This window comes from Microbacterium canaveralium (assembly GCF_047238045.1).
Taxonomy (GTDB): Bacteria; Actinomycetota; Actinomycetes; order Actinomycetales; family Microbacteriaceae; genus Microbacterium.
On the sequence record NZ_JBDFMA010000003.1, the window covers coordinates 1346151 to 1366398 of the forward strand.

The 20248-nt window shown below is 67.7% G+C and carries 18 protein-coding genes; 11 read left to right on the plus strand and 7 right to left on the minus strand.

Translation table 11 applies throughout. The features are described 5' to 3' along the window. Positions 1-14: 14 nt before the first annotated feature. A complete protein-coding gene (locus ABC271_RS07320) occupies positions 15-488 on the minus strand; it encodes an NUDIX domain-containing protein (protein ID WP_412924237.1) in 474 nt (157 codons plus the stop codon). Between the two features lie 99 nt (positions 489-587). Between ABC271_RS07320 and dnaE the strand changes: the two genes are divergently transcribed. From dnaE to ABC271_RS07345, 5 genes are all read left to right on the plus strand, one after another. Then, on the plus strand, positions 588-4052 hold the full coding sequence (dnaE, locus tag ABC271_RS07325; RefSeq protein WP_412926117.1) for a DNA polymerase III subunit alpha: 3465 nt from the start codon (positions 588-590) through the stop codon (positions 4050-4052). Between the two features lie 98 nt (positions 4053-4150). Next, positions 4151-5431 (plus strand): hypothetical protein, encoded by a 1281-nt coding sequence (locus ABC271_RS07330; protein ID WP_412924238.1) that lies wholly within the window; start codon positions 4151-4153, stop codon positions 5429-5431. A 63-nt stretch (positions 5432-5494) separates the two neighbouring features. Continuing rightward, entirely contained in the window at positions 5495-6796 is a 1302-nt protein-coding gene (gene hisD, locus ABC271_RS07335) for a histidinol dehydrogenase (protein WP_412924239.1), read from the plus strand. Between the two features lie 13 nt (positions 6797-6809). Next, on the plus strand, positions 6810-7301 hold the full coding sequence (gene nrdR, locus ABC271_RS07340) for a transcriptional regulator NrdR (protein ID WP_412924240.1): 492 nt from the start codon (positions 6810-6812) through the stop codon (positions 7299-7301). Positions 7302-7311: 10 nt separating this feature from the next. After that, the gene (locus tag ABC271_RS07345; protein WP_412924241.1) at positions 7312-8337 is read left to right on the plus strand and encodes a quinone-dependent dihydroorotate dehydrogenase; all 1026 of its coding nucleotides are present in this window, start codon (positions 7312-7314) and stop codon (positions 8335-8337) included. A gap of 122 nt (positions 8338-8459) precedes the next feature. On the opposite strand, the gene ABC271_RS07350 is transcribed toward ABC271_RS07345, so the two are convergent. Further along, complete coding sequence (locus ABC271_RS07350) at positions 8460-9032, minus strand: DUF3043 domain-containing protein (protein WP_412924242.1); 573 nt, start codon at positions 9030-9032, stop codon at positions 8460-8462. 46 nt (positions 9033-9078) lie between these two features. Here ABC271_RS07350 and ABC271_RS07355 point away from each other — a divergent pair, with 46 nt between their 5' ends. From ABC271_RS07355 to ABC271_RS07380, 6 genes are all read left to right on the plus strand, one after another. Then, positions 9079-10473: a dipeptidase gene (locus ABC271_RS07355; RefSeq protein WP_412924243.1), complete on the plus strand. Its 1395-nt coding sequence runs from the start codon at positions 9079-9081 to the stop codon at positions 10471-10473. A gap of 72 nt (positions 10474-10545) precedes the next feature. After that, the gene (gene erpA, locus ABC271_RS07360; protein WP_412924244.1) at positions 10546-10911 is read left to right on the plus strand and encodes an iron-sulfur cluster insertion protein ErpA; all 366 of its coding nucleotides are present in this window, start codon (positions 10546-10548) and stop codon (positions 10909-10911) included. Between the two features lie 168 nt (positions 10912-11079). Continuing rightward, positions 11080-11964 (plus strand): aa3-type cytochrome oxidase subunit II, encoded by an 885-nt coding sequence (gene ctaC, locus ABC271_RS07365; protein WP_412924245.1) that lies wholly within the window; start codon positions 11080-11082, stop codon positions 11962-11964. 2 nt (positions 11965-11966) lie between these two features. Continuing rightward, positions 11967-13730, plus strand: a complete 1764-nt coding sequence (gene ctaD, locus ABC271_RS07370; protein ID WP_412924246.1) for an aa3-type cytochrome oxidase subunit I — start codon at positions 11967-11969, stop codon at positions 13728-13730. 4 nt (positions 13731-13734) lie between these two features. Beyond that, the gene (locus ABC271_RS07375) at positions 13735-14151 is read left to right on the plus strand and encodes a cytochrome c oxidase subunit 4 (RefSeq protein WP_412924247.1); all 417 of its coding nucleotides are present in this window, start codon (positions 13735-13737) and stop codon (positions 14149-14151) included. 4 nt (positions 14152-14155) lie between these two features. Further along, complete coding sequence (locus ABC271_RS07380; RefSeq protein ID WP_412924248.1) at positions 14156-14944, plus strand: PP2C family protein-serine/threonine phosphatase; 789 nt, start codon at positions 14156-14158, stop codon at positions 14942-14944. 15 nt (positions 14945-14959) lie between these two features. Here the strand turns inward: ABC271_RS07380 and pip are convergent, their stop codons facing one another. From pip to qcrC, 5 genes are all read right to left on the minus strand, one after another. After that, entirely contained in the window at positions 14960-15916 is a 957-nt protein-coding gene (gene pip / locus ABC271_RS07385) for a prolyl aminopeptidase (RefSeq protein WP_412924249.1), read from the minus strand. 36 nt (positions 15917-15952) lie between these two features. Beyond that, entirely contained in the window at positions 15953-16360 is a 408-nt protein-coding gene (locus ABC271_RS07390) for a rhodanese-like domain-containing protein (protein ID WP_412924250.1), read from the minus strand. 146 nt (positions 16361-16506) lie between these two features. After that, positions 16507-18345 (minus strand): cytochrome bc1 complex cytochrome b subunit, encoded by a 1839-nt coding sequence (gene qcrB / locus ABC271_RS07395; protein ID WP_412924251.1) that lies wholly within the window; start codon positions 18343-18345, stop codon positions 16507-16509. Then, complete coding sequence (qcrA, locus tag ABC271_RS07400; RefSeq protein WP_412924252.1) at positions 18342-19400, minus strand: cytochrome bc1 complex Rieske iron-sulfur subunit; 1059 nt, start codon at positions 19398-19400, stop codon at positions 18342-18344. The genes qcrB and qcrA overlap by 4 nt, the downstream gene beginning before the upstream one ends. Before the next feature lie 38 nt (positions 19401-19438). After that, on the minus strand, positions 19439-20248 hold the full coding sequence (gene qcrC, locus ABC271_RS07405; protein WP_412924253.1) for a cytochrome bc1 complex diheme cytochrome c subunit: 810 nt from the start codon (positions 20246-20248) through the stop codon (positions 19439-19441).

The following is a 20248-nucleotide window of genomic DNA, read 5'->3' on the forward strand; positions in this document are numbered from 1 at the left end:
CGCCCCGGAGCGGCTCAGCGGCCGCCCTCGAACCGCGTCGGTCCGCTCGCGAGCGCCGCGCGCACGCGCCCCGCCATATCGGCATCCAGGATTCGTTCGATCTCGGCGATCGGATGCCATCCGACCTCGGTCATCTCGCCGTCCACCGGCTCGGGATCGCCGTCGGACCACGTGCACGCGAACGTCAGATCGAGGTAGTCGCTCTGGTCGCCGTTGTCATACGTGACGCGGGGGATCTGGTGCACCCAGGCGAGGCGATCGACCCGGATGCGGACGCCGGCCTCCTCCTCGGCCTCGCGGGCGGCGGCGTCGGCGGGTTCCTCGCCGGGGTCGACGATTCCGGTGATCGGCGTCAGTCGGCCGGTGTCGCTGCGGCGACCGAGCAGCAGATCATCGCCGCGGACGATCACCGCGGTGACACCGACCAGCGGCAGCGGCATCGTGCCGACGTGACGGCGGAGTTCCAGGATGAAGTCGGGAGTGGGCACGCGCCAACGTTAACCCCGACCGATGTCGGAGGGGGAACGTACACTCGACGGGTGGCAGCAGACTCCTTCGTTCACCTTCACGTGCACAGCGAGTACTCGATGCTCGACGGGGCCGCGCGCATCGGCCCGATGGTGCAAGAGGCCGTCAAGCTCGGCATGCCGGCGATCGCCGTGACCGACCACGGCAACACCTTCGCCGCCTACGAGTTCTACAAGACGGCGAAGGATGCCGGCATCAAGCCGATCATCGGCATCGAGGCCTATGTCACTCCCGGAACGCACCGTTCCGACAAGTCGCGCGTCCGGTGGGGAACGCCGGAGCAGCAGAGCGACGACGTGTCCGGGTCGGGTGCCTACACGCACATGACGCTGCTGTCCGAGACGACCGAGGGCATGCACAACCTGTTCCGGCTGTCGTCCAAGGCCAGCATGGAGGGCTACTACTTCAAGCCCCGGATGGACCGCGAGCTGCTCGAGACGTACTCCGCGGGTCTGATCGCGACGACCGGATGTCCGTCGGGCGAGGTCCAGACCCGTCTGCGCCTCGGCCAGTACGACGCCGCCAAGGCGGCCGCCGCCGAGTTCCAGGATATCTTCGGCAAAGACAACTACTTCGCCGAGATCATGGACCACGGGCTGTCGATCGAGCGGCGCGTGATGTCCGATCTGCTCAAGATCGCGAAAGAGCTCGACATCCCGCTGCTCGGCACGAACGACCTGCATTACACGCACCAGCACGACGCCACGAGCCACGCGGCCCTGTTGTGCGTGCAGTCCGGCTCGACTCTCGACGACCCCAAGCGGTTCAAGTTCGACGGGGACGGCTATTACGTCAAGTCGGCGGCCGAGATGCGCCAGGTGTTCCGCGACCACCCCGAGGCGTGCGACAACACGCTGCTCATCGCAGAGCGCTGCGAGGTGGAGTTCAACACCTCCGCCAACTACATGCCGCGCTTCCCCGTTCCCGACGGTGAGACCGAAGACAGCTGGATGATCAAAGAGGTCGAGAACGGTCTGCGCGACCGCTATCCCGACGGCATCCCGGACGCGGTCCGCAAGCAGGCCGAGTACGAGACCGGCGTCATCCTGCAGATGGGATTCCCGGGCTACTTCCTGGTCGTCGCCGACTTCATCAACTGGGCCAAGGACCACGGCATCCGCGTCGGCCCCGGGCGTGGATCCGGTGCCGGCTCGATGGTCGCCTACGCCATGAAGATCACCGATCTCGACCCCCTCCAGCACGGTCTGATCTTCGAGCGCTTCCTCAACCCCGATCGCGTGTCGATGCCCGACTTCGACGTCGACTTCGACGACCGCCGCCGCGGCGAGGTGATCCAGTACGTCACCGAGAAGTACGGCGACGAACGCGTTGCCCAGATCGTCACGTACGGCACGATCAAGGCCAAGCAGGCGCTCAAAGACGCGGGTCGTGTGCTCGGCTTCCCGTTCAGCATGGGCGACAAGCTCACGAAGGCGATGCCGCCGGCGGTCATGGGCAAGGACATGCCGCTCGACGGGATGTTCAACCCCGAGCACCCGCGCTACAAGGAGGCGAGCGAGTTCCGGACGCTCATCGAGACGGATGCCGAGGCCAAGACGGTGTTCGACACCGCTCTCGGTCTCGAGAACCTCAAGCGGCAGTGGGGCGTCCACGCCGCCGGTGTCATCATGTCCAGCGAACCGCTGATCGACATCATCCCGATCATGCGCCGCGAACAGGACGGCCAGATCGTCACGCAGTTCGACTACCCCGCCTGCGAGTCGCTCGGACTGATCAAGATGGACTTCCTGGGGCTTCGCAACCTCACGATCATCAACGACGCGCTCGACAACATCGAGGCCAACCGCGGTCACCCGCTCGTCCTGGAAGACCTCGCGCTCGACGACGTCGCGTCGTACGAGCTGCTGGCGCGCGGCGACACCCTCGGCGTGTTCCAGTTGGACGGCGGGCCGATGCGCTCCCTCCTGCGGCTCATGCGCCCCGACAACTTTGAGGACATCTCGGCGGTCCTGGCGCTGTACCGCCCCGGCCCGATGGGCGTGAACTCGCACATCAACTACGCGCTGCGCAAGAACAAGCAGCAGAAGATCGAGCCGATCCACCCCGAACTCGAGGAGCCTCTCGCAGACATCCTCGACACCACCTACGGCCTGATCGTCTACCAGGAGCAGGTGATGGCCGTCGCGCAGCGCGTGGCCGGTTACACCCTGGGTCAGGCCGACCTGCTGCGCCGCGCGATGGGTAAGAAGAAGAAGTCCGAGCTCGACAAGCAGAAGGAGATCTTCTTCGGCGGTATGACCGAGCGTGGATTCTCGGACGAGGCGCAGCAGACGCTGTGGAAGGTCCTGGAGTCCTTCGCCGATTACGCCTTCAACAAGGCCCACACCGCCGCGTACGGCCTGGTCTCGTACTGGACGGCTTATCTGAAGGCCCACTATCCCGCCGAGTACATGGCCGCGCTGCTCACCAGCGTCGGCGACTCGAAAGACAAGATGGCGGTGTACCTCAACGAGTGCCGCCGCATGGGGATCCGAGTGCTTCCCCCGGACGTCAACGAATCGATCCGCTACTTCGCGGCCGTCGGGGAAGACATCCGCTTCGGTCTCGGAGCCGTGCGCAACGTGGGCGCGAACGTCGTCGACGGGATCGTCGCCGCGCGTGACGCGGCGAAGTACACCTCCTTCCATGACTTCCTGTCGAAGGTGCCTCTGCACGTGGCCAACAAGCGAACGGTGGAGTCCCTGATCAAGGCCGGGGCCTTCGACTCGCTCGGCTCGACGCGCCGCGCACTCGTCGAGATCCACGAAGACGCGTGCGAGGGCGCCGTGCTCGACAAACGGCGGGAGGCCAATGGCGAGGTCGGTTTCGACTTCGACTCGCTGTGGGACGAGCCCCAGCAGGTGACCAAGGTGCCCGATCGGCCCGAATGGACGAAGAAGGACAAGCTCGCGTTCGAGCGCGAGATGCTCGGTCTGTACGTCTCCGACCACCCGCTCGCCGGCCTCGAGGTGCCGCTCGCCAAGCACGCATCCACGTCGATCCACGACCTGCTCGCCTCGGACGACGTCCAGGACGGCGACCAGGTCACTGTTGCCGGACTCCTCACGAGCGTGCAGCATCGGGTCGCCAAACAGAGCGGCAACCCGTATGGAATGGTGACGGTCGAGGACTTCAACGGTGAGGTGACCGTGATGTTCATGGGCAAGACCTACGCCGAATTCGCTCCCGTGCTCCAGGCGGACTCGATCCTCGTCGTGCGCGGCCGAGTGTCGCGGCGCGACGACGGGTTGAACCTGCACGCGCAGTCGGCATTCACACCCGACCTCGAGGGTTTCGACGCGCTCAGCGGGCTCACACTCGTCGTCCCCGAGCAGCGCGCGAACGAGACCCTGGTGGGCGAACTCGCCGAAATGCTGCGTCGGCATGCCGGCGACACGGAGGTGACTCTCAAGCTCCACAAAGGTGGGACCGCGAAGGTCTTCGAGGTGCCGATGCCCGTGCGGGTGACCGCCGACCTCTTCGGAGAACTGAAAGGACTGCTCGGCCCGAACTGCCTGGGCTGATGTACGGGGCAGGTTGTCAACCCCGGGCGACCCCCGCGGCTGCGCGGCCAGTCTCACAATGACGACGGACGCCGGAGGCGTCCGAAGGAAGGACCATCGTGACCGATCGCTACGACGAATCGTCGGCGCAGGGCTTCGATTCGACGCCGGAGGGCGACTCCGAACGCTGGCGGGATGCTCCGCCGCCCGCGGCCGTCTCGGGCGTCACCGAGGGAGTGCGTGACACGCACTCCGACACCGGCGACATCGAGTTCGACGGGCAAGACGATGTCGCCCCGGCACAGCAGGTGGGCGCCCGTACGCACGTCAACGCACGTCGCTCGACGCACACCGAGCTGCCCGACTCCGACGACCACGCGGCGCACCGCGCAGGCGAGACGTCTCTCCCGTCGGACGAGGCGCAACAGTACGGTGTGGGGCCGTTCTCGGTCCGAGAGGTCGTGCTTCTCGGTATCTGGGCAGTGACGTTCCTCGTGTCGTTCTTCCCGCTGAACAACCTTCCGGTGAACGTGCGTGTGCTCGGTGGCGGGGCCAATGTCTGGCTGTCGGGCCTCTGGTGGATCCCCGCCGTCGCACTCCCCACCGTCGCCGTCGGCCTGCTCGTCCTGCGCCGCCTCTCGCCGCAGGGCATTCGTCGGGTCGGATCCCTGGGCATCGACCAGTTCGCCTCGGTCGCCTTCTCCGTTGCGGCTCTCGTCTGGGTCGCCTGGGTCTGGGACACCGTGTCGGTGGTCGCGGAGACCGGGATCTGGACGCGCACCTGGGTCGTGTGGGTCGGTGCCGTCTTCCTGCTGGCCGGCGTCGTGCTGACGGTCTTCGCGCCGATCATCCCGCCGTTCGAGCAGGACTTCCAGGGTCGCCCCGAGACGCCCGCGCACCGGAATGCCCGGCCGGTCCGCGCCGTCGTGAAGCGACCCGCGCGCCCGCGCCCCGTGCGCGCGGCCGCGACGGTCGAGCACGACGGGCCCGATGATGACATCGCGGGGGAGCGCGGTCCGGTTCCCGGGAGCTACACCGGCTCCACCGACCTGCCCCACTCGCCCGAGGCCGAACCTGCGACCTCGGTCTTCCCCACGCACGGCGACGCGCACGACACCGACGTGATCAGCGCGGGATCGTCGGCACCCTCCGCGCACGCCTCCGAGTACTCCGCCGCGGCGGGGCACGACGACGCCCCCCGCCACCCGCAGCCCCAGGCGTTCTGGGCCCTCGCCCCCGAGGAGCGCGACGTCGTCGACGACTACGGCACCCCGATCTTCCGCATCGGACCCACCGCGTGGGCACTGGTGATCGAGGACCGTGGTGAGACCTTCGTCATCCGCCACGACGACGGCCGCATCGGCTACCTGCACGACGTCGCCGGCGTCACGCGCGGCTGAGCACCGCCTGCGAGCCGCCCGCCCCACGGCGGGCGGCTCGTCGCCGACCGGTAGCCTGGAACCATGCTCCGCACCATCGATCTGCGCGGCCGCGTGCTCTCGCCGGCCGAGTTCCTCGCCGTCGTTCCCCGGGCCGATGCGGCTCGGGATGAGGCCCTCGCCACCGCCGCCCGCATCGTCGACGACGTCGCCCGGCGGGGCGAGGAGGCGCTGCGCGAGCAGGCCTCGGCTTTCGATCGCGTGAGCGACCACGACATCGCGGTTCCCGCCGCGCACCTCGACGAAGCTCTGGCCGACATCGATCCCGGCATCCGTGCCGCGCTCGATGAAGCCATCCGTCGGGTGCGCGCCGCGTCCGCGGCCCAGATTCCCGCGCCGTCAGTGACCGAGTTGGGCCCCGGCGCCCGCGTTACGCAGCGCTGGCAGCCCGTGCGCCGCGTCGGGCTCTATGTGCCGGGCGGCAAGGCCGTGTACCCGTCCAGCGTCGTGATGAACGTCGTTCCCGCGCAGGTGGCCGGGGTGCGCGAGGTGGCGCTCGCGTCGCCCCCGCAGGCCGAGTTCGGCGGTCGCGTCCACCCCGTGATCCTCGCCGCCGCGAAGCTCCTCGGTGTGACCGAGGTCTACGCGATGGGGGGTGCCGGCGCGATCGGAGCTTTCGCGTTCGGCGTCTCGTCCCTGCGGCTCGACCCGGTGGACGTCGTCACCGGGCCGGGCAACAACTTCGTCGCGTCCGCGAAGCGGGCCGTCGCGGGACGCGTGGGCACCGACTCCGAGGCCGGCGCGACCGAGATCCTCATCGTCGCCGACGGCGCGGCCGACGCTGCGCTGGTCGCTGCCGACCTCGTCAGCCAGGCCGAGCACGACGAGCAGGCGTCGGCCGTCCTCGTCACGGACGCGCCCGAGCTGGCCGACGCCGTCCGTGTCGCACTCGACACCCGCGTTGCGGCGACCCGCCACTCCGAGCGCGTTCGCGCGGCTTTCGGCGGCCCGCAGTCGGCGATCGTCCTGGTCGACGACGTCGCGCAGGCGACGGCGTTCAGCAACGCGTACGCGCCCGAGCACCTCGAGCTGCACCTCGCCGACCCGCGACCGGAAGACTTCGTCAACGCCGGTGCCGTCTTCGTCGGCCCGTACACCCCGGTGAGTCTGGGCGATTACCTCGCCGGCAGCAATCACGTGCTCCCCACCGGTGGTCAGGCCCGCTACGGTGCCGGTCTGTCCGCCGCGACGTTCCTGCGGCCGCAGCAGGTGGTCGAGTACGACCGCGCCGCATTGGCCGCGGTCCACGAGTCCATCGTCACGCTCGCCGAAGCCGAGGCCCTGCCTGCGCACGGCGAGGCCGTCACGGCGCGATTCGCCGACTGATCGAGGTCTCGTCATGCACTGTCCCTTCTGCCGCAACCCCGACTCCCGGGTCATCGACTCCCGCACGAGCGACGACGGCCTCAGCATCCGTCGTCGCCGACAATGCCCGAAGTGCGGCGGGCGTTTCTCGACCGTGGAGACGGCGAGCTTGAACGTCATCAAGCGCTCCGGGGTCGTGGAGCCCTTCAGCCGTGAGAAGGTCATGTCCGGCGTCCGCAAGGCCTGCCAAGGACGACCCGTGACGGATGCCGATCTCGCCATGCTCGCTCAGCAGGTCGAGGAGACGATCCGTCAGACCGGGTCGTCGCAGATCGAGGCGAATGAGATCGGGCTGTCGATCCTCGGGCCGCTGCGCGACCTGGACGAGGTGGCCTACCTGCGCTTCGCGAGCGTCTACCAGGCCTTCGAGTCGCTCGAGGATTTCGACGCGGCCATCGCGCAGTTGCGCGCCGATCACGCCGCCCGGCCGGTGGGCGAGCCCGTCCCGGTCGACGACGTCCAGTAGCCTGGCGGGGATGTATCCCCTTCTTTTTCGCGCGGTCTTGACCCGCTTCGACCCCGAGTTCGCGCACCACCTGGCGGCCCTCGTCATCCGTGCCGCGGGGGTCTGGCCGGTGGCATCCGTCGTCCGACGCGTGACGGCGCCCGACTCCTCCACGCGGGTGCAGGCACTCGGCCTGACGTTCGACTCTCCCTTCGGCGTGGCCGCAGGGTTCGACAAGAACGTGACCATGGTCCGCGGTTTGGCCGCCCTGGGTTTCGGTCATGTCGAGGTGGGGACGGTCACCTCACTCCCGCAGCCGGGCAACCCCAAGCCCCGACTGTTCCGCCTCATCGCTGACCGCGCGGTGATCAACCGTATGGGGTTCAACAACGAGGGGGCCGAGGTCGCCGCACGGCGGCTTCGCTCCCTGCGTCGATCGCGTCGGCTTCCGGTCGTCGGGGTCAACATCGGGAAGAGCCGGGCGGTCGCCGTCGAGGACGCCACGACCGACTACGTGCGCAGCGCGCGTCTGCTCGCCCCGCTCGCCGATTATCTCGTCGTCAACGTGTCCTCGCCCAACACCCCGGGTCTGCGGGGACTCCAGGCCGTCGAGACGCTCCGTCCTCTTCTGTCCGCCGTCCGGGAAGCCGCCGGTGCGACCCCTCTCCTGGTGAAGATCGCGCCCGACCTCGCCGACGACGAGGTGGGGGACATCGCTGGACTGGCGGTGGACGTGGGTCTCGCCGGGATCATCGCCACCAACACGACCATCGGGCGCGATGGGCTGCGCACCGCCCCGGACACCGTCGAGGCGGCCGGTGCCGGAGGGCTCTCCGGCGCGCCTCTGAAGAAGCGCGCCATCGAGGTGCTCGACCTCGTGCGCGCCGCCGTTCCCGCCGACTTCGTCGTAATCTCGGCGGGGGGAGTGGAGACCGCCGCCGACGTCCGCGAGCGGCTGGCGCACGGGGCAACCCTCGTGCAGGGGTACACCGCGTTCCTCTATCGCGGACCGTTGTGGGCTCGGCAGATCAACCGCGGGCTCGCTGCACGGTCGTGACAGGGCCGGCGGCGAAGCGGTGATCGACCACCGCACGGCCGCACGTCGAGGATGCGCCCGGCCCGGAAACGGCGACGGCGGCGCGTCCCGGGAGACACGCCGCCGCTGAGGCCGGATCCCGCTCAGGCGGGGTGCTGGCCGCGCTTCACCTGCGCCTTGGGCAAGCGCATGAATCGCATCTGCACCGTGCGCATCGCGGCATACCAGCCGAGGCCCTTTTCCAGCCGGCTTTCGCCGAACTTCTCTTTGGCGGCGCGCTTCACGCGGATCGACGTGATGACCATGTCGCCGATGACGAAGAGGATGAAGATCCACAGCGCCACGAACGACCAGTACTGGAAGAACCCGTTCGGGACGAGCGTCAGAACGATCACGAGGACCATGAAGGGCATCACGCCCTCGCCGAGGTGCCAGCCCGCGTCCACGAAGTCGCGCGCGAAACGGCGCTGCGGACCCTTGTCGCGCACGGGCAGGTAACGCTCGTCGCCGGCGGCCATGCCGACGCGGGCCTTCTCGCGCTGGGCGGCGAGATCGGCGCGGGCCCGGGCCTTCGCCTCCTTCGTATCGGCCACGAGGGGACGCTTGCGCGCGGCCTCCTGCTCGGCCCGAGACGGGGTTGCGCGCCCCTTGCCCGTGGCGGTGGCATCCGATTCGACGGGGGTGTCGTTCGGGACGGGGGCGGGGGACTTGGCCACGGATAACCTCGAGAGCTCACTGGATCGGAGACTTAAGATTACCCGCATGACCCCTGACCTGTCCCGGCAGGATGCCGTGCGCGCCACCGCGTCCGACGGCATCCCCGCAGCCCTCGCCGATCTCGGTGCGCTCGTCCGCATCCCCTCCATCGCCTGGCCCGCTTTCGACCAGTCGGCGGTGGCCCGCAGCGCGGACGCCGTCGCCGAGCTGCTGCGAGGCACCGGCGTCTTCGAACGGGTGGATGTGGCGCGCGCCGCGATCGCCGACAGCGACGACCTCGGACAACCCGCCGTGCTGGCATCCCGTCCGGCCCGCAACGGTCGGCCGACCGTGCTGCTGTACGCCCATCACGACGTCCAGCCTCCCGGCGACGACGCCCTGTGGGACTCCCCGCCGTTCGAGCCCACGGTCCGCGATGGTCGTCTCTACGGCCGCGGGGCCGCCGACGACAAGGCCGGAGTCATGGTGCACGTCGGGGCGATCCGAGCCCTGAGCCAGGCGCTCGGCGATGATCTCGACCTCGGCATCGCGGTGTTCATCGAGGGCGAGGAGGAGTACGGCTCCCGCTCCTTCGCGCAGTTCCTCGTCGATCACGCGGACGTCCTCCGGTCCGACGTCATCGTCGTGGCCGACTCCGGCAACTGGGACGAGCGGACCCCCGGCCTGACGGTGTCGCTCCGCGGGAACGCGCGTTTCACGCTCACCGTGCGCACTCTCGCCCACGCGTCCCACTCGGGGATGATGGGTGGCGCGGTCCCGGATGCCATGCTCGCCACCGTCAAGCTGCTCGCGACGCTCTGGGACGACGACGGCGCTGTGGCGGTGGACGGACTCGCCGTCCGCGACGCCGAGACGCCCGAGTACGACGAGGCCACCCTTCGCGCCGAGTCGGGACTCCTCGACGGCGTGTCGCCGATCGGGCGCGACAGCATCCTGAGCCGGCTCTGGAACAAGCCGTCCGTGACCATCACCGGGTGGGATGCCACCCCGGTCGAGTCCGCGTCCAACACCCTGGCCCCGCAGACCCGCGTCGTCATCAGCGCCCGTGTCGCTCCGGGGCAGTCGGCCGAGGAGGCCTTCTCCGCCATCGAGTCGCACCTGCGCGCCCACGCACCCTTCGGTGCGCAGCTGGAGTTCAGCGATGTCGACTGCGGCGATGCCTTCCTCGTCGACACCGGCGGCTGGGCGGTCGAGGACGCCCGCGCGTCGTTCGCGGAGGGGTACGGGGTGGATGCCGTCGACGTCGGCGTCGGTGGCTCGATCCCGTTCATCGCCGACCTCGTGCGGGAGTTCCCCGGCGCCCAGATCCTCGTCACCGGTGTCGAAGACCCGCACGCCCGGGCGCACAGCCCGAACGAGTCGTTGCATCTCGAAACGTTCCGCAACGCCCTCGTCTCGGAGGCGCTCCTCCTGGAACGCCTGAACCGCCGTACCGTCTGATCGGGTCCACGGGGACGAGGCGGGCGTAGAATCGTCTCGTCCCCGCGACCGAACGACCCGAAGGGCCACGCCATGACCGACACGACACTGTCGCCCCACGCCGTCACCCGCGAGCACGGAGTCGCCCTGACCGACGCCGCTGCCGACAAGGTGAAGAGCTTGCTGTCCCAGGAGGGCCGCGACGACCTGCGCCTGCGCGTCGCCGTGCAGCCGGGTGGCTGCTCGGGCCTGATCTACCAGCTCTACTTCGACGAGCGGTACCTCGACGGCGACAAGGTCGCCGACTTCGACGGTGTCGAGGTCATCGTCGACGACATGAGCGTGCCCTACCTCGACGGTGCGAGCATCGACTTCAAGGACACCATCTCGGAGCAGGGCTTCACGATCGACAACCCCAACGCGCAGGGCTCATGCGCGTGCGGCGACAGCTTCCACTGACGCCCGACAGGACGCTCCGGCGCCGAATCTCTCGGCCCCCGGGAATCGCGGATCACACCGCGAATCCCGGGGGTTTTCGATGCTTCGGTACTGGACGATTGGCCAGAGAACCGTAAGAGCTTGCTCTAGACTGTCGAGAGCAACATCCACGACCCGGAAAGGTGCACTGTGCCCTCCAAACGTCGCCTTCGTTGGGCAGCCGTCCCCGTCGGGATCGCTTCCGTCGCACTTCTCGCCGGATGCAGCACATCGCAGCTGCACGGGTTCCTCCCCGGCTTCGTGGACGACGGAACGCCTGCGACGAACCACACCGACATGGTCGCCGGTCTGTGGGTCAACTCGTGGATCGTGCTGCTCGCGGTCGGTGTCATCACGTGGGGCCTCATGCTCTGGGCCGTCATCGCGTACCGCCGCCGCAAGGGCCAGGCCGGTCTTCCGGTGCAGTTGCGGTACAACATGCCCGTCGAGATCTTCTACACGGTCGTCCCGCTGATCCTGGTCGTCGGTTTCTTCGCTTTCACCGCGCGTGATCAGAACACGCTCGAGACGCAGTACGAGAACCCCGATGTATCGATCACGGCATACGGCAAGCAGTGGGCATGGGACTTCCAGTACAACGGCACGCGCGAGGACAACTCCGACGCGGTGTACTCGATGGGGGTCCAGGCCAAGGCGACCGGCGAAGGTTACGACCTGCAGGACGTTCCCACGCTGTACCTCCCCGTCAACAAGACGGTGAAGATCGACCTCCGCTCGCGCGATGTCATCCACTCCTTCTGGATCATCGACTTCCTGTACAAGAAGGACATGTACATCGGTCGCGACAACGAATGGTCGTTCACGCCCACTCGTGAGGGCACGTACGAAGGCAAGTGCGCCGAGCTCTGCGGTGAGTACCACTCCGCAATGCTCTTCAACGTCAAGGTCGTCAGCGAGGCCGAGTACGAGTCGTACCTCGACTCGCTGCGCGAAGCCGGTGACGTGGGCGACATCACTGATCTGTCCCGCCTGCAGAACCTCAGCACGGCCGGCGGCACCGAAGGGAACGAGTGATCATGGCCACGACTCTTCCGCTCCAGGGCACGGGGCCCTCGCGCCCGACGACCCTGCCGCCGCGCCAGGCAGCGCTGCTGAGCAGCACGCGCGTCGAACAGAAAGGCAACCTGGTCGTCAAGTGGATCACCTCCACCGACCACAAGACGATCGGGTACATGTACCTGATCGCCTCGGTGCTCTTCTTCATGCTCGGCGGTGTGATGGCGCTCATCATCCGTGCGGAGCTGTTCGAGCCCGGGATGCAGATCATCCCCACGAAAGAGCAGTACAACCAGCTCTTCACAATGCACGGCACGATCATGCTGCTCATGTTCGCGACGCCGTTGTTCGCCGGCTTCGCCAACGCGCTGCTGCCCCTGCAGATCGGTGCGCCTGACGTGGCGTTCCCGCGCCTGAACGCTTTCGCCTTCTGGCTCTTCCTCTTCGGCTCGACGATCGCCGTGTCCGGCTTCCTCACCCCTCAGGGTGCGGCGGGCTTCGGCTGGTTCGCGTATCAACCGTTGGCCAACGCGAGCTTCTCTCCGGGCGTCGGAGGAAACCTCTGGATGCTCGGTCTCGGCATCAGCGGTTTCGGCACCATCCTCGGTGCGGTGAACTTCATCACGACCGTCCTGACGATGCGAGCTCCGGGCATGACGATGTGGCGCATGCCGATCTTCTCGTGGAACACGCTCATCACGAGCATCCTGATCCTGCTCGCGTTCCCCGTCCTGGCCGCGGCGATCTTCGCCGCCGCCGCCGACCGCGTGTTGGGCGCCCAGATCTACAACCCCGAGAACGGCGGCGTGCTGCTGTGGCAGCACCTGTTCTGGTTCTTCGGCCACCCCGAGGTCTACATCATCGCGCTGCCGTTCTTCGGCATCGTTTCGGAGATCTTCCCGGTGTTCAGCCGTAAGCCGATCTTCGGGTACAAGACCCTCGTCTACGCCACGATCGCGATCGCGGCGCTGTCGGTGGCGGTGTGGGCACACCACATGTACGTCACCGGTGGTGTGCTCCTCCCGTTCTTCGCGCTCATGACGATGCTCATCGCGGTGCCGACCGGCGTGAAGATCTTCAACTGGATCGGCACGCTGTGGCGCGGCTCGGTGACCTTCGAGACGCCGATGGTGTTCGCGCTCGGCTTCCTCGTGTCGTTCGTCTTCGGTGGTCTCACCGGCGTCATCCTGGCGTCGCCGCCGCTGGACTTCCACCTGTCGGACTCGTACTTCGTCGTGGCCCACTTCCACTACGTGGTCTTCGGAACCGTCGTGTTCGCGATGTTCGCCGGCTTCTACTTCTGGTGGCCGAAGTGGACGGGCAAGATGCTCAACGAGCGTCTCGGCATGGTCCACTTCTGGATGCTGTTCGTCGGCTTCCACATGACCTTCCTCATCCAGCACTGGCTGGGCGTGGACGGCATGGTGCGCCGCTACGCGGACTACGCCGCCGCCGATGGATTCACGTGGGGCAACCAGCTCTCCACCGTCGGATCGATGATCCTCGGCGCCTCGATGATCCCGTTCCTGCTGAACGTCTGGATCACGGCACGCAAGGCACCGCGTGTGACCGTCGATGACCCGTGGGGTTACGGAGCGTCGCTCGAGTGGGCGACCTCGTGCCCCCCGCCGCGTCACAACTTCACGTCCATCCCGCGCATTCGCAGTGAACGTCCCGCCTTCGACCTGAACCACCCCGAGGCTGGCGTTCCTGTCGGTGTCGGTCCGGCCAAGGACGCCCCCGATGCGCCCGTCGTCGACGCCGCGGCCGGAGAGGTCAAGTAACCCAATGCGTACCAATGTCGGACTCTGGTGGCTCCTCGCCGCCTTCGGTTTCTTCATCGCCGCCGTGTACACGGTGTGGAGCCTCATTCAGCACGGTGGTGTCGAGTGGGTCGGCACCGTCGCCCTCGTCTTCCTCGGGCTGATGTCGTCGATGATCGCGTTCTACATCGGGCGCGTGGTCAAGGCGCAGCGTGGAGAGCTTCCCGAGGACTCGCTGACGGCCGACATCGATGACGGCGACCCCGAGATGGGCGAGTTCAGCCCCTGGTCGTGGTGGCCCATCGTCCTGGCGGGTTCGGCGGCCATCGCCGCGATCGGCCTGGCGGTCGGCAGCTGGCTGGTGCCGGTGGCCTTCTGCATCTTCGCCATCGCCATCGTCGGCTGGGTCTACGAGTACTACCGCGGGTACTTCGCGCGCTGATCCTGTGCCCCTTCGGTTGAATACGGCCGCCGTCTCTGACGCCGGCGCCCACCGTCCGACCAACCAGGACGCCGCGTTCGCGGCGTCCTGGGGTGCGGCGGTGGCCGATGGCGTCGGCGGTGGCCCCTCCGGCGATCTGGCGTCTGCCGCTCTCGTGCATCGTCTGGTCGCCACTCGCGGTGCCGGACTCGATGCCGACGGGCTCCTCGTGCGCATCCGCGAGGCGAACTGGGACATCCGCGCTCACGTCGAACGCAACCCGGCCCTGGAGGGCATGGCGACGACTTTCACGGGGGTCTTCCTCGGTGCGGGTTCCGAGCTGCTCCTCGCGCACGCGGGCGACTCTCGGGCCTATCTCCTTCGGGACGGAGAGTTCTCGCGTCAGACGCGCGACGACTCCTACGTGCAGGCCCTCGTCGATCATGGGATCATCTCGCCGGAGGCCGCGGCCGCGCACCCGCGACGCAACATCATCACCGCGTCGCTCGCGGGCTCTGAGGGAGACGTGGTGTCGGTCGCGACGCACGAGCCCCGGCTCGGCGATCGATGGGTGCTCTGCAGCGACGGACTCACCGACTATGTGCCCGAAGCGGATGTCGCACGCCTCGTCTCGGAAGCCGGCGACCCCCGTGCGGCGGCCGCCTCGTCCGTCGAGCTCGCTCTGGAAGCCGGCACTCGTGACAACGTCACGGTCGTCGTCTGCGATGTCGTCGACGATGAAGACCCGGATTCAGCGCCCGTCTTCTTCGGATCGGCGGCGCGGTGGTTCACCGAGGACGTCGAGACCGCCTGAGGGCGGCATCCTGACTCACACCGCGCTGGCGCGCGTGGCGGAGTCGTCGATCGCCCGGGTGGCGATCTCGACGCTAGCGGGCCCACCGTGCCCGTCCTCCTCGACGACGTGCAGGAGGCTTCCCGGCCAGGCCCGATGCAGTTCCCACGCCGTGAGGACGGGGCCGCTGATGTCACGTCGTCCGTGCACGAGGACTCCGGGAATCCCGGCCAGTCGATGAGCGCGAGCCATGACCGCGTTCTCGCCCGGCAGGAAGCAGTCGTTCGCCCAGTAGTGAGTCACGAGCGTGGCGAAGTTCAGACGGTGCCGTGCGTCGTCGTGCAGCGGCCCGGGGGTGGCGAGGGGCCCCAACGAGATATGTGTGGCTTCCCATGCATCCCACCGCTCCGCGGCATCCGTGCGCACCGCGGGGTCGGCGTCGCGCAGGAGGCGGGCGTATCCCTCGATGGTCCGCTCGTCCGGGCGCAGAGGCTCTCGCAGGTGCTCATGCGCCTCCGGGAACACCGGTCTCATGCCGTCGGTGATCCAGTCGATCTCGGTCCGCCCGCCAGTCGTGACCGCGAGGTTGACGATCTCCGTCACCCGCTCGGGATGTGCGAGCGCATACGCGAGCGCGAGCGTCGATCCCCACGAGACGCCGTGCAGCAACCACTCGTGGATGCCGAGATGCTCGCGTACCGCTTCGATGTCGGCGATGAGGTGGGTCATGGTCTGCGTCTCGAGCGTGTCGAGGCGGTCGCATGCCCAGGGGGTGCTGCGTCCACATCCGCGCTGGTCGATTCCCACGATGAGGTGCCGAGTCGGATCGAAGTGTCGACGGTAGCCACCCCGACCGAGCCCACCGCCCGGGCCGCCATGCAGGTAGAGCGCGGGGCGTCCATCGGGGTTGCCCGATGCCTCCCAGTACAACCGGGCGCCGTCGGGCCGGGAGAGGAAGCCTGTCGTGAAAGGTTCGAGGGGAGGATGCACCACTGAGTCAGCCTAGGCCAGAGCTCGGGGCGGCTCTCCTCAGCGCCGGACGACCATCACGGTCGGGTCGAAGACGCGCTCGAGCGGACCCTCATCGTTCTCGTACGGTTGGCCTTCGCGCACCCAGTACTCGTACCCGCCGATCATCTCGCGAACCTGGTACCCGAGCCGGGCGAACTCGAGGGCGCCCTTCTGGCCTGCGTTGCATCCGGGGCTCCAGCAGTAGACCACCACTGGAATCTCGCGATCGAGTTCACTCGGGGCGCGATCGGCGATCTGGCGATAGGGGATGTGGACCGCGCCGGTGATGCGTCCCTGTGCCCACGCGTCGTCACCGCGGACGTCGACCAGGACGAAGGAGTCGCCCGCCCGCTGTGCAGCATAGACGTCGGAGGGATCCGTCTCGAAGGCGAGTCGGTGTGAGAAGTAGCTCTCGGCGTCGTTCATGGCACCACGGTAGAGCTGCGTCCCCCGGCGGGGGAGTGCCTGGGATGCCACTCAGCCACGGCATCCTGCCAGTTCGGCATCCCGTCGCGAAGAACCCGAGAACGACGGAACCCCGATGCCGAAGCACCGGGGTTCCGTCGTGATGACTACTCGCTCTTGTCGCCGTGAGGCGGGTTCTGCTCACCCAGGCCCTTCGGGGCGGGGAGCTCGACCTCGACGCGCTCACCGATTGCCATGTGAGGCCGGCCCTCGGCATCGGCCCGAGCATTCGCACCGGCGATCTCGTCGGTCTCCTCGTGGTCGATGTGGTCGAGCTCGTGGTGCTGGTGAGCCACCGCGGCGTCGAGCTCGGCCTGCGTCAGCGGAGTGAGGCGGTCTTCGAAGAACCACCGCGACACCGAAGCGCGGAAGTTCTGGAGAGCCGAGATCTGACCCTTGGCGTTCGGCCGCACCACGAGAGGCTCGTACGTCTCGTTGTCGACCAGCTTCCAGCGCTCGTACTCGTCCACGGGCTGGTGGACCTCGATGTACTCGCCACCCGGGAGACGCACGATGCGGCCGGACTCGTAGCCGTGCAGCGCGATCTCGCGATCCTTCTTCTGCAGCGCGATGCAGATGCGCTTCGTGACGAAGTACGCGATGATCGGGCCGACGATGAGCAGCGCCTGCAGGGCGTGGATGACGCCCTCCATCGTGAGGTGGAAGTGCGTCGCCATGATGTCGGACGAGGCGGCAGCCCACATGACCGCGTAGAACGTGACACCGGCGGCGCCGATGGCCGTGCGAGTGGCGGCGTTGCGGGGGCGCTGAGCGATGTGGTGCTCGCGCTTGTCACCGGTGATCCACGCCTCGATGAACGGGTAGATCAGCACGAGCACGATGAACAGACCCAGCACGCCGACCGGGATGATGATGTTCCAGGACCAGGTGTGGCCCCAGAGCACGAACTCGAGGTGCGGCGGGATCAGGCGCAGCATGCCGTCGGCGAAGCCGATGTACCAGTCGGGCTGAGTACCGGCCGACACCGGGGACGGGTCGTACGGACCGTAGTTCCAGATCGGGTTGATCGTCACCAGCGCGGCGATCAGCACGATCACACCGAAGGTGATGAAGAAGAACCCGCCCATCTTGGACGCGTACACCGGGAGGATCGGGTAGCCCACGACGTTGCTGTTCGTCCGAGCCGGGCCCGCGAACTGCGTGTGCTTGTTGATGATCATCAGCATGAGGTGCACGGCCAGCAGCGCCACGAGGATCGCCGGCAGCAGCAGGATGTGCAGCGTGTAGAGGCGCCCGACGATCGCGGTGCCCGGGAACTCGCCGCCGAACAGCAGGAACGACGTCCATGTGCCGATCAGGGGGAGACCCTTGATCATGCCGTCGATGATGCGGAGACCGTTACCCGAGAGGAGGTCGTCGGGGAGGGAGTATCCGGTGAAGCCCTCGGCCATCGCGAGGATGAAGAGGATGAAGCCGACGACCCAGTTCAGTTCGCGCGGCTTGCGGAAGGCGCCGGTGAAGAACACGCGGAGCATGTGCACGCCGATACCGGCGACGAACACCAGCGCGGCCCAGTGGTGGATCTGACGGACGAGCAGGCCGCCGCGGAGATCGAACGAAATGTGCAGCGCGGACTCCATCGCCGCGGACATCGCGATACCGCGCATCGGCTCGTAGGCGCCGTTGTAGTGCGTCTCGACCATCGAGGCCTGGAAGAAGAACGTCAGGAACGTGCCCGAGAGCAGGACGACGACGAAGCTCCACAGGGCGATCTCGCCCAGCATGAACGACCAGTGGTCGGGGAAGATCTTCCGACCGAGCTCTTTGACGATGCCCGAGATGCTCGTGCGCTCGTCGAGGTAGTTCGCGGCGGCGCCGACGAACCGACCACCGAGGGGCTTGCCGTTGAGGTCTGCCTTCGGCGGGCCCGAGTAGACCGCCGGTTCAGTGGTCACGTTCTCCGTGGGGTGGGTGGCGGTGCTCATGAGCGCTCCCAGAAGCTGGGGCCGACGGGCTCTTCGAAGTCACTCTGCGCGACGAGGTAGCCCTCGGCGTCGACGGAGATGGGGAGCTGCGGCAGGGGACGGGCGGCCGGGCCGAAGATGACGGCCGCTCCGTTGGCGACGTCGAACTGCGACTGGTGGCAGGGGCACAGAAGGTGGTGGGTCTGCTGCTCGTACAGGGCGACGGGGCAGCCGACGTGCGTGCAGACCTTGGAGTACGCGACGATGCCGTCGTACGTCCAGTCCATGCGGTTGGTCTCGGGGTTCAGCTGCTCGGGCTGCAGACGCATGAGCAGGACGATCGCCTTCGCCTTCTCCTCGAGATAGCCCTCGTCGTGGCCGAGGCCCGCGAGCTCTTCGGGGATGACGTGGAACGCGGAGCCGAGCGTGACGTCGGCGGCGCGGATCGGCCGTCCGGACGGGTCGTGCGCCAGGCGCATGCCGCCCTTCCACATGGTGTGGCTGAGCGCCTCAACCGGGTCGACGTCCTGAGGGGCGAGACCGCGGAACAGCGTGATGCCGGGGATCACCGAGGCGAGCAGCGCCGCGAACATCGAGTTGCGGATGATCTCACGCCGACCGAAACCGGAGTCTTTGTCGGCCTCGACGAAGGCGTTGATCGCACCTTCGCGGGTCGCATCGCGCCCACGCGTCGCGTGGCGGTCTTCGATGTGCTCCTTGTCGGACATGACCGACTTCGACCAGTGGATCGCGCCGATACCGATCGCCAGCAGCGCGAACGCGATGCCCAGACCGATGAAGAGGTTGTTGTACCGGATGTCGATCAGCGCGCCCGACTCGATCGGGAAGATCATATAGGCGATGCTCGCCCAGATGCTCGCCGCGACCGAGAAGTAGAACAGCGTGTAGACCGTGCGGACCGCACGCTTCATCGCCTGCGGGTCCTGATCGGTCATGCGCTGGCGGTGCCCCGGGATACCGGGGTTCTGCACGGGGTCGGGAACCGCGACGGCGAGCCCGGAGCCGGGCTTCCATGAAGCCCTCTCGTGCTCGAGTGCGTCTTCCTCGTGTGCCATGGTGCTCCTCGTACGTTACGTAATGTCGATGACGACGATCAGTTGGACTTCGCCGTGATCCACACGGTGAGCGCGATGAGCGCCCCGATGCCGAAGATCCAGATGAACAGACCCTCAGAGACCGGACCGAGTGATCCGAGTGCGTACCCGCCGGGGGACTCGGACTTCTGAAGGAACATCAGGTACGAGATGACGTCGCGCTTGTCTTCGGGCGTGAGGTTGAGGTCGTTGAAGACCGGCATGTTCTGCGGACCGGTGACCATCGCCGCATACATGTTGACCGGGGTGACCGTGTGCAGGTCGGGCGCCCACTTGCCCTCGGTGAGAGCGCCGCCGGCGCCGGCCACGTTGTGGCACATGGCGCAGTTGATGCGGAACAGCTCGGCGCCGTGGGACACATCGCCCTCGCCGTCGACGATCTCCTCGGATGGGTACGTCGGCCCGGGAGCGGCGGACTGCACGTAGGCGGCGATCGCGTTGATCTGCTCGTCGGTGAACTGCACCGGCTTCTGCGGAGCCTGCGGGCCCTGGGCCTGCAGCGGCATGCGACCGGTCGACACCTGGAAGTGGACCGAGAGCTCGCCGACGCCGAACAGCGAGGGCCCCTGCTGGCTGCCCTGCAGGTCGAGACCGTGGCAGGTCGCGCAGTTGGCCTGGAAGAGCTTCTTGCCCTCGTCGACCGTGCTGGCCGAGTTGGAGGCGCTCGTGGGGGTGTCGGTCGCGGCCATAGCGGCCGATGCGCCGGCGTAGATGCCGCCGGTCAGCAGCAGACCGATACCGATCAACGCGGCGGCGGCCAGGGGGCTGCGGCGTCCGTTGGAGCGACGCGGCTTCTTCTCTCGTGCCAT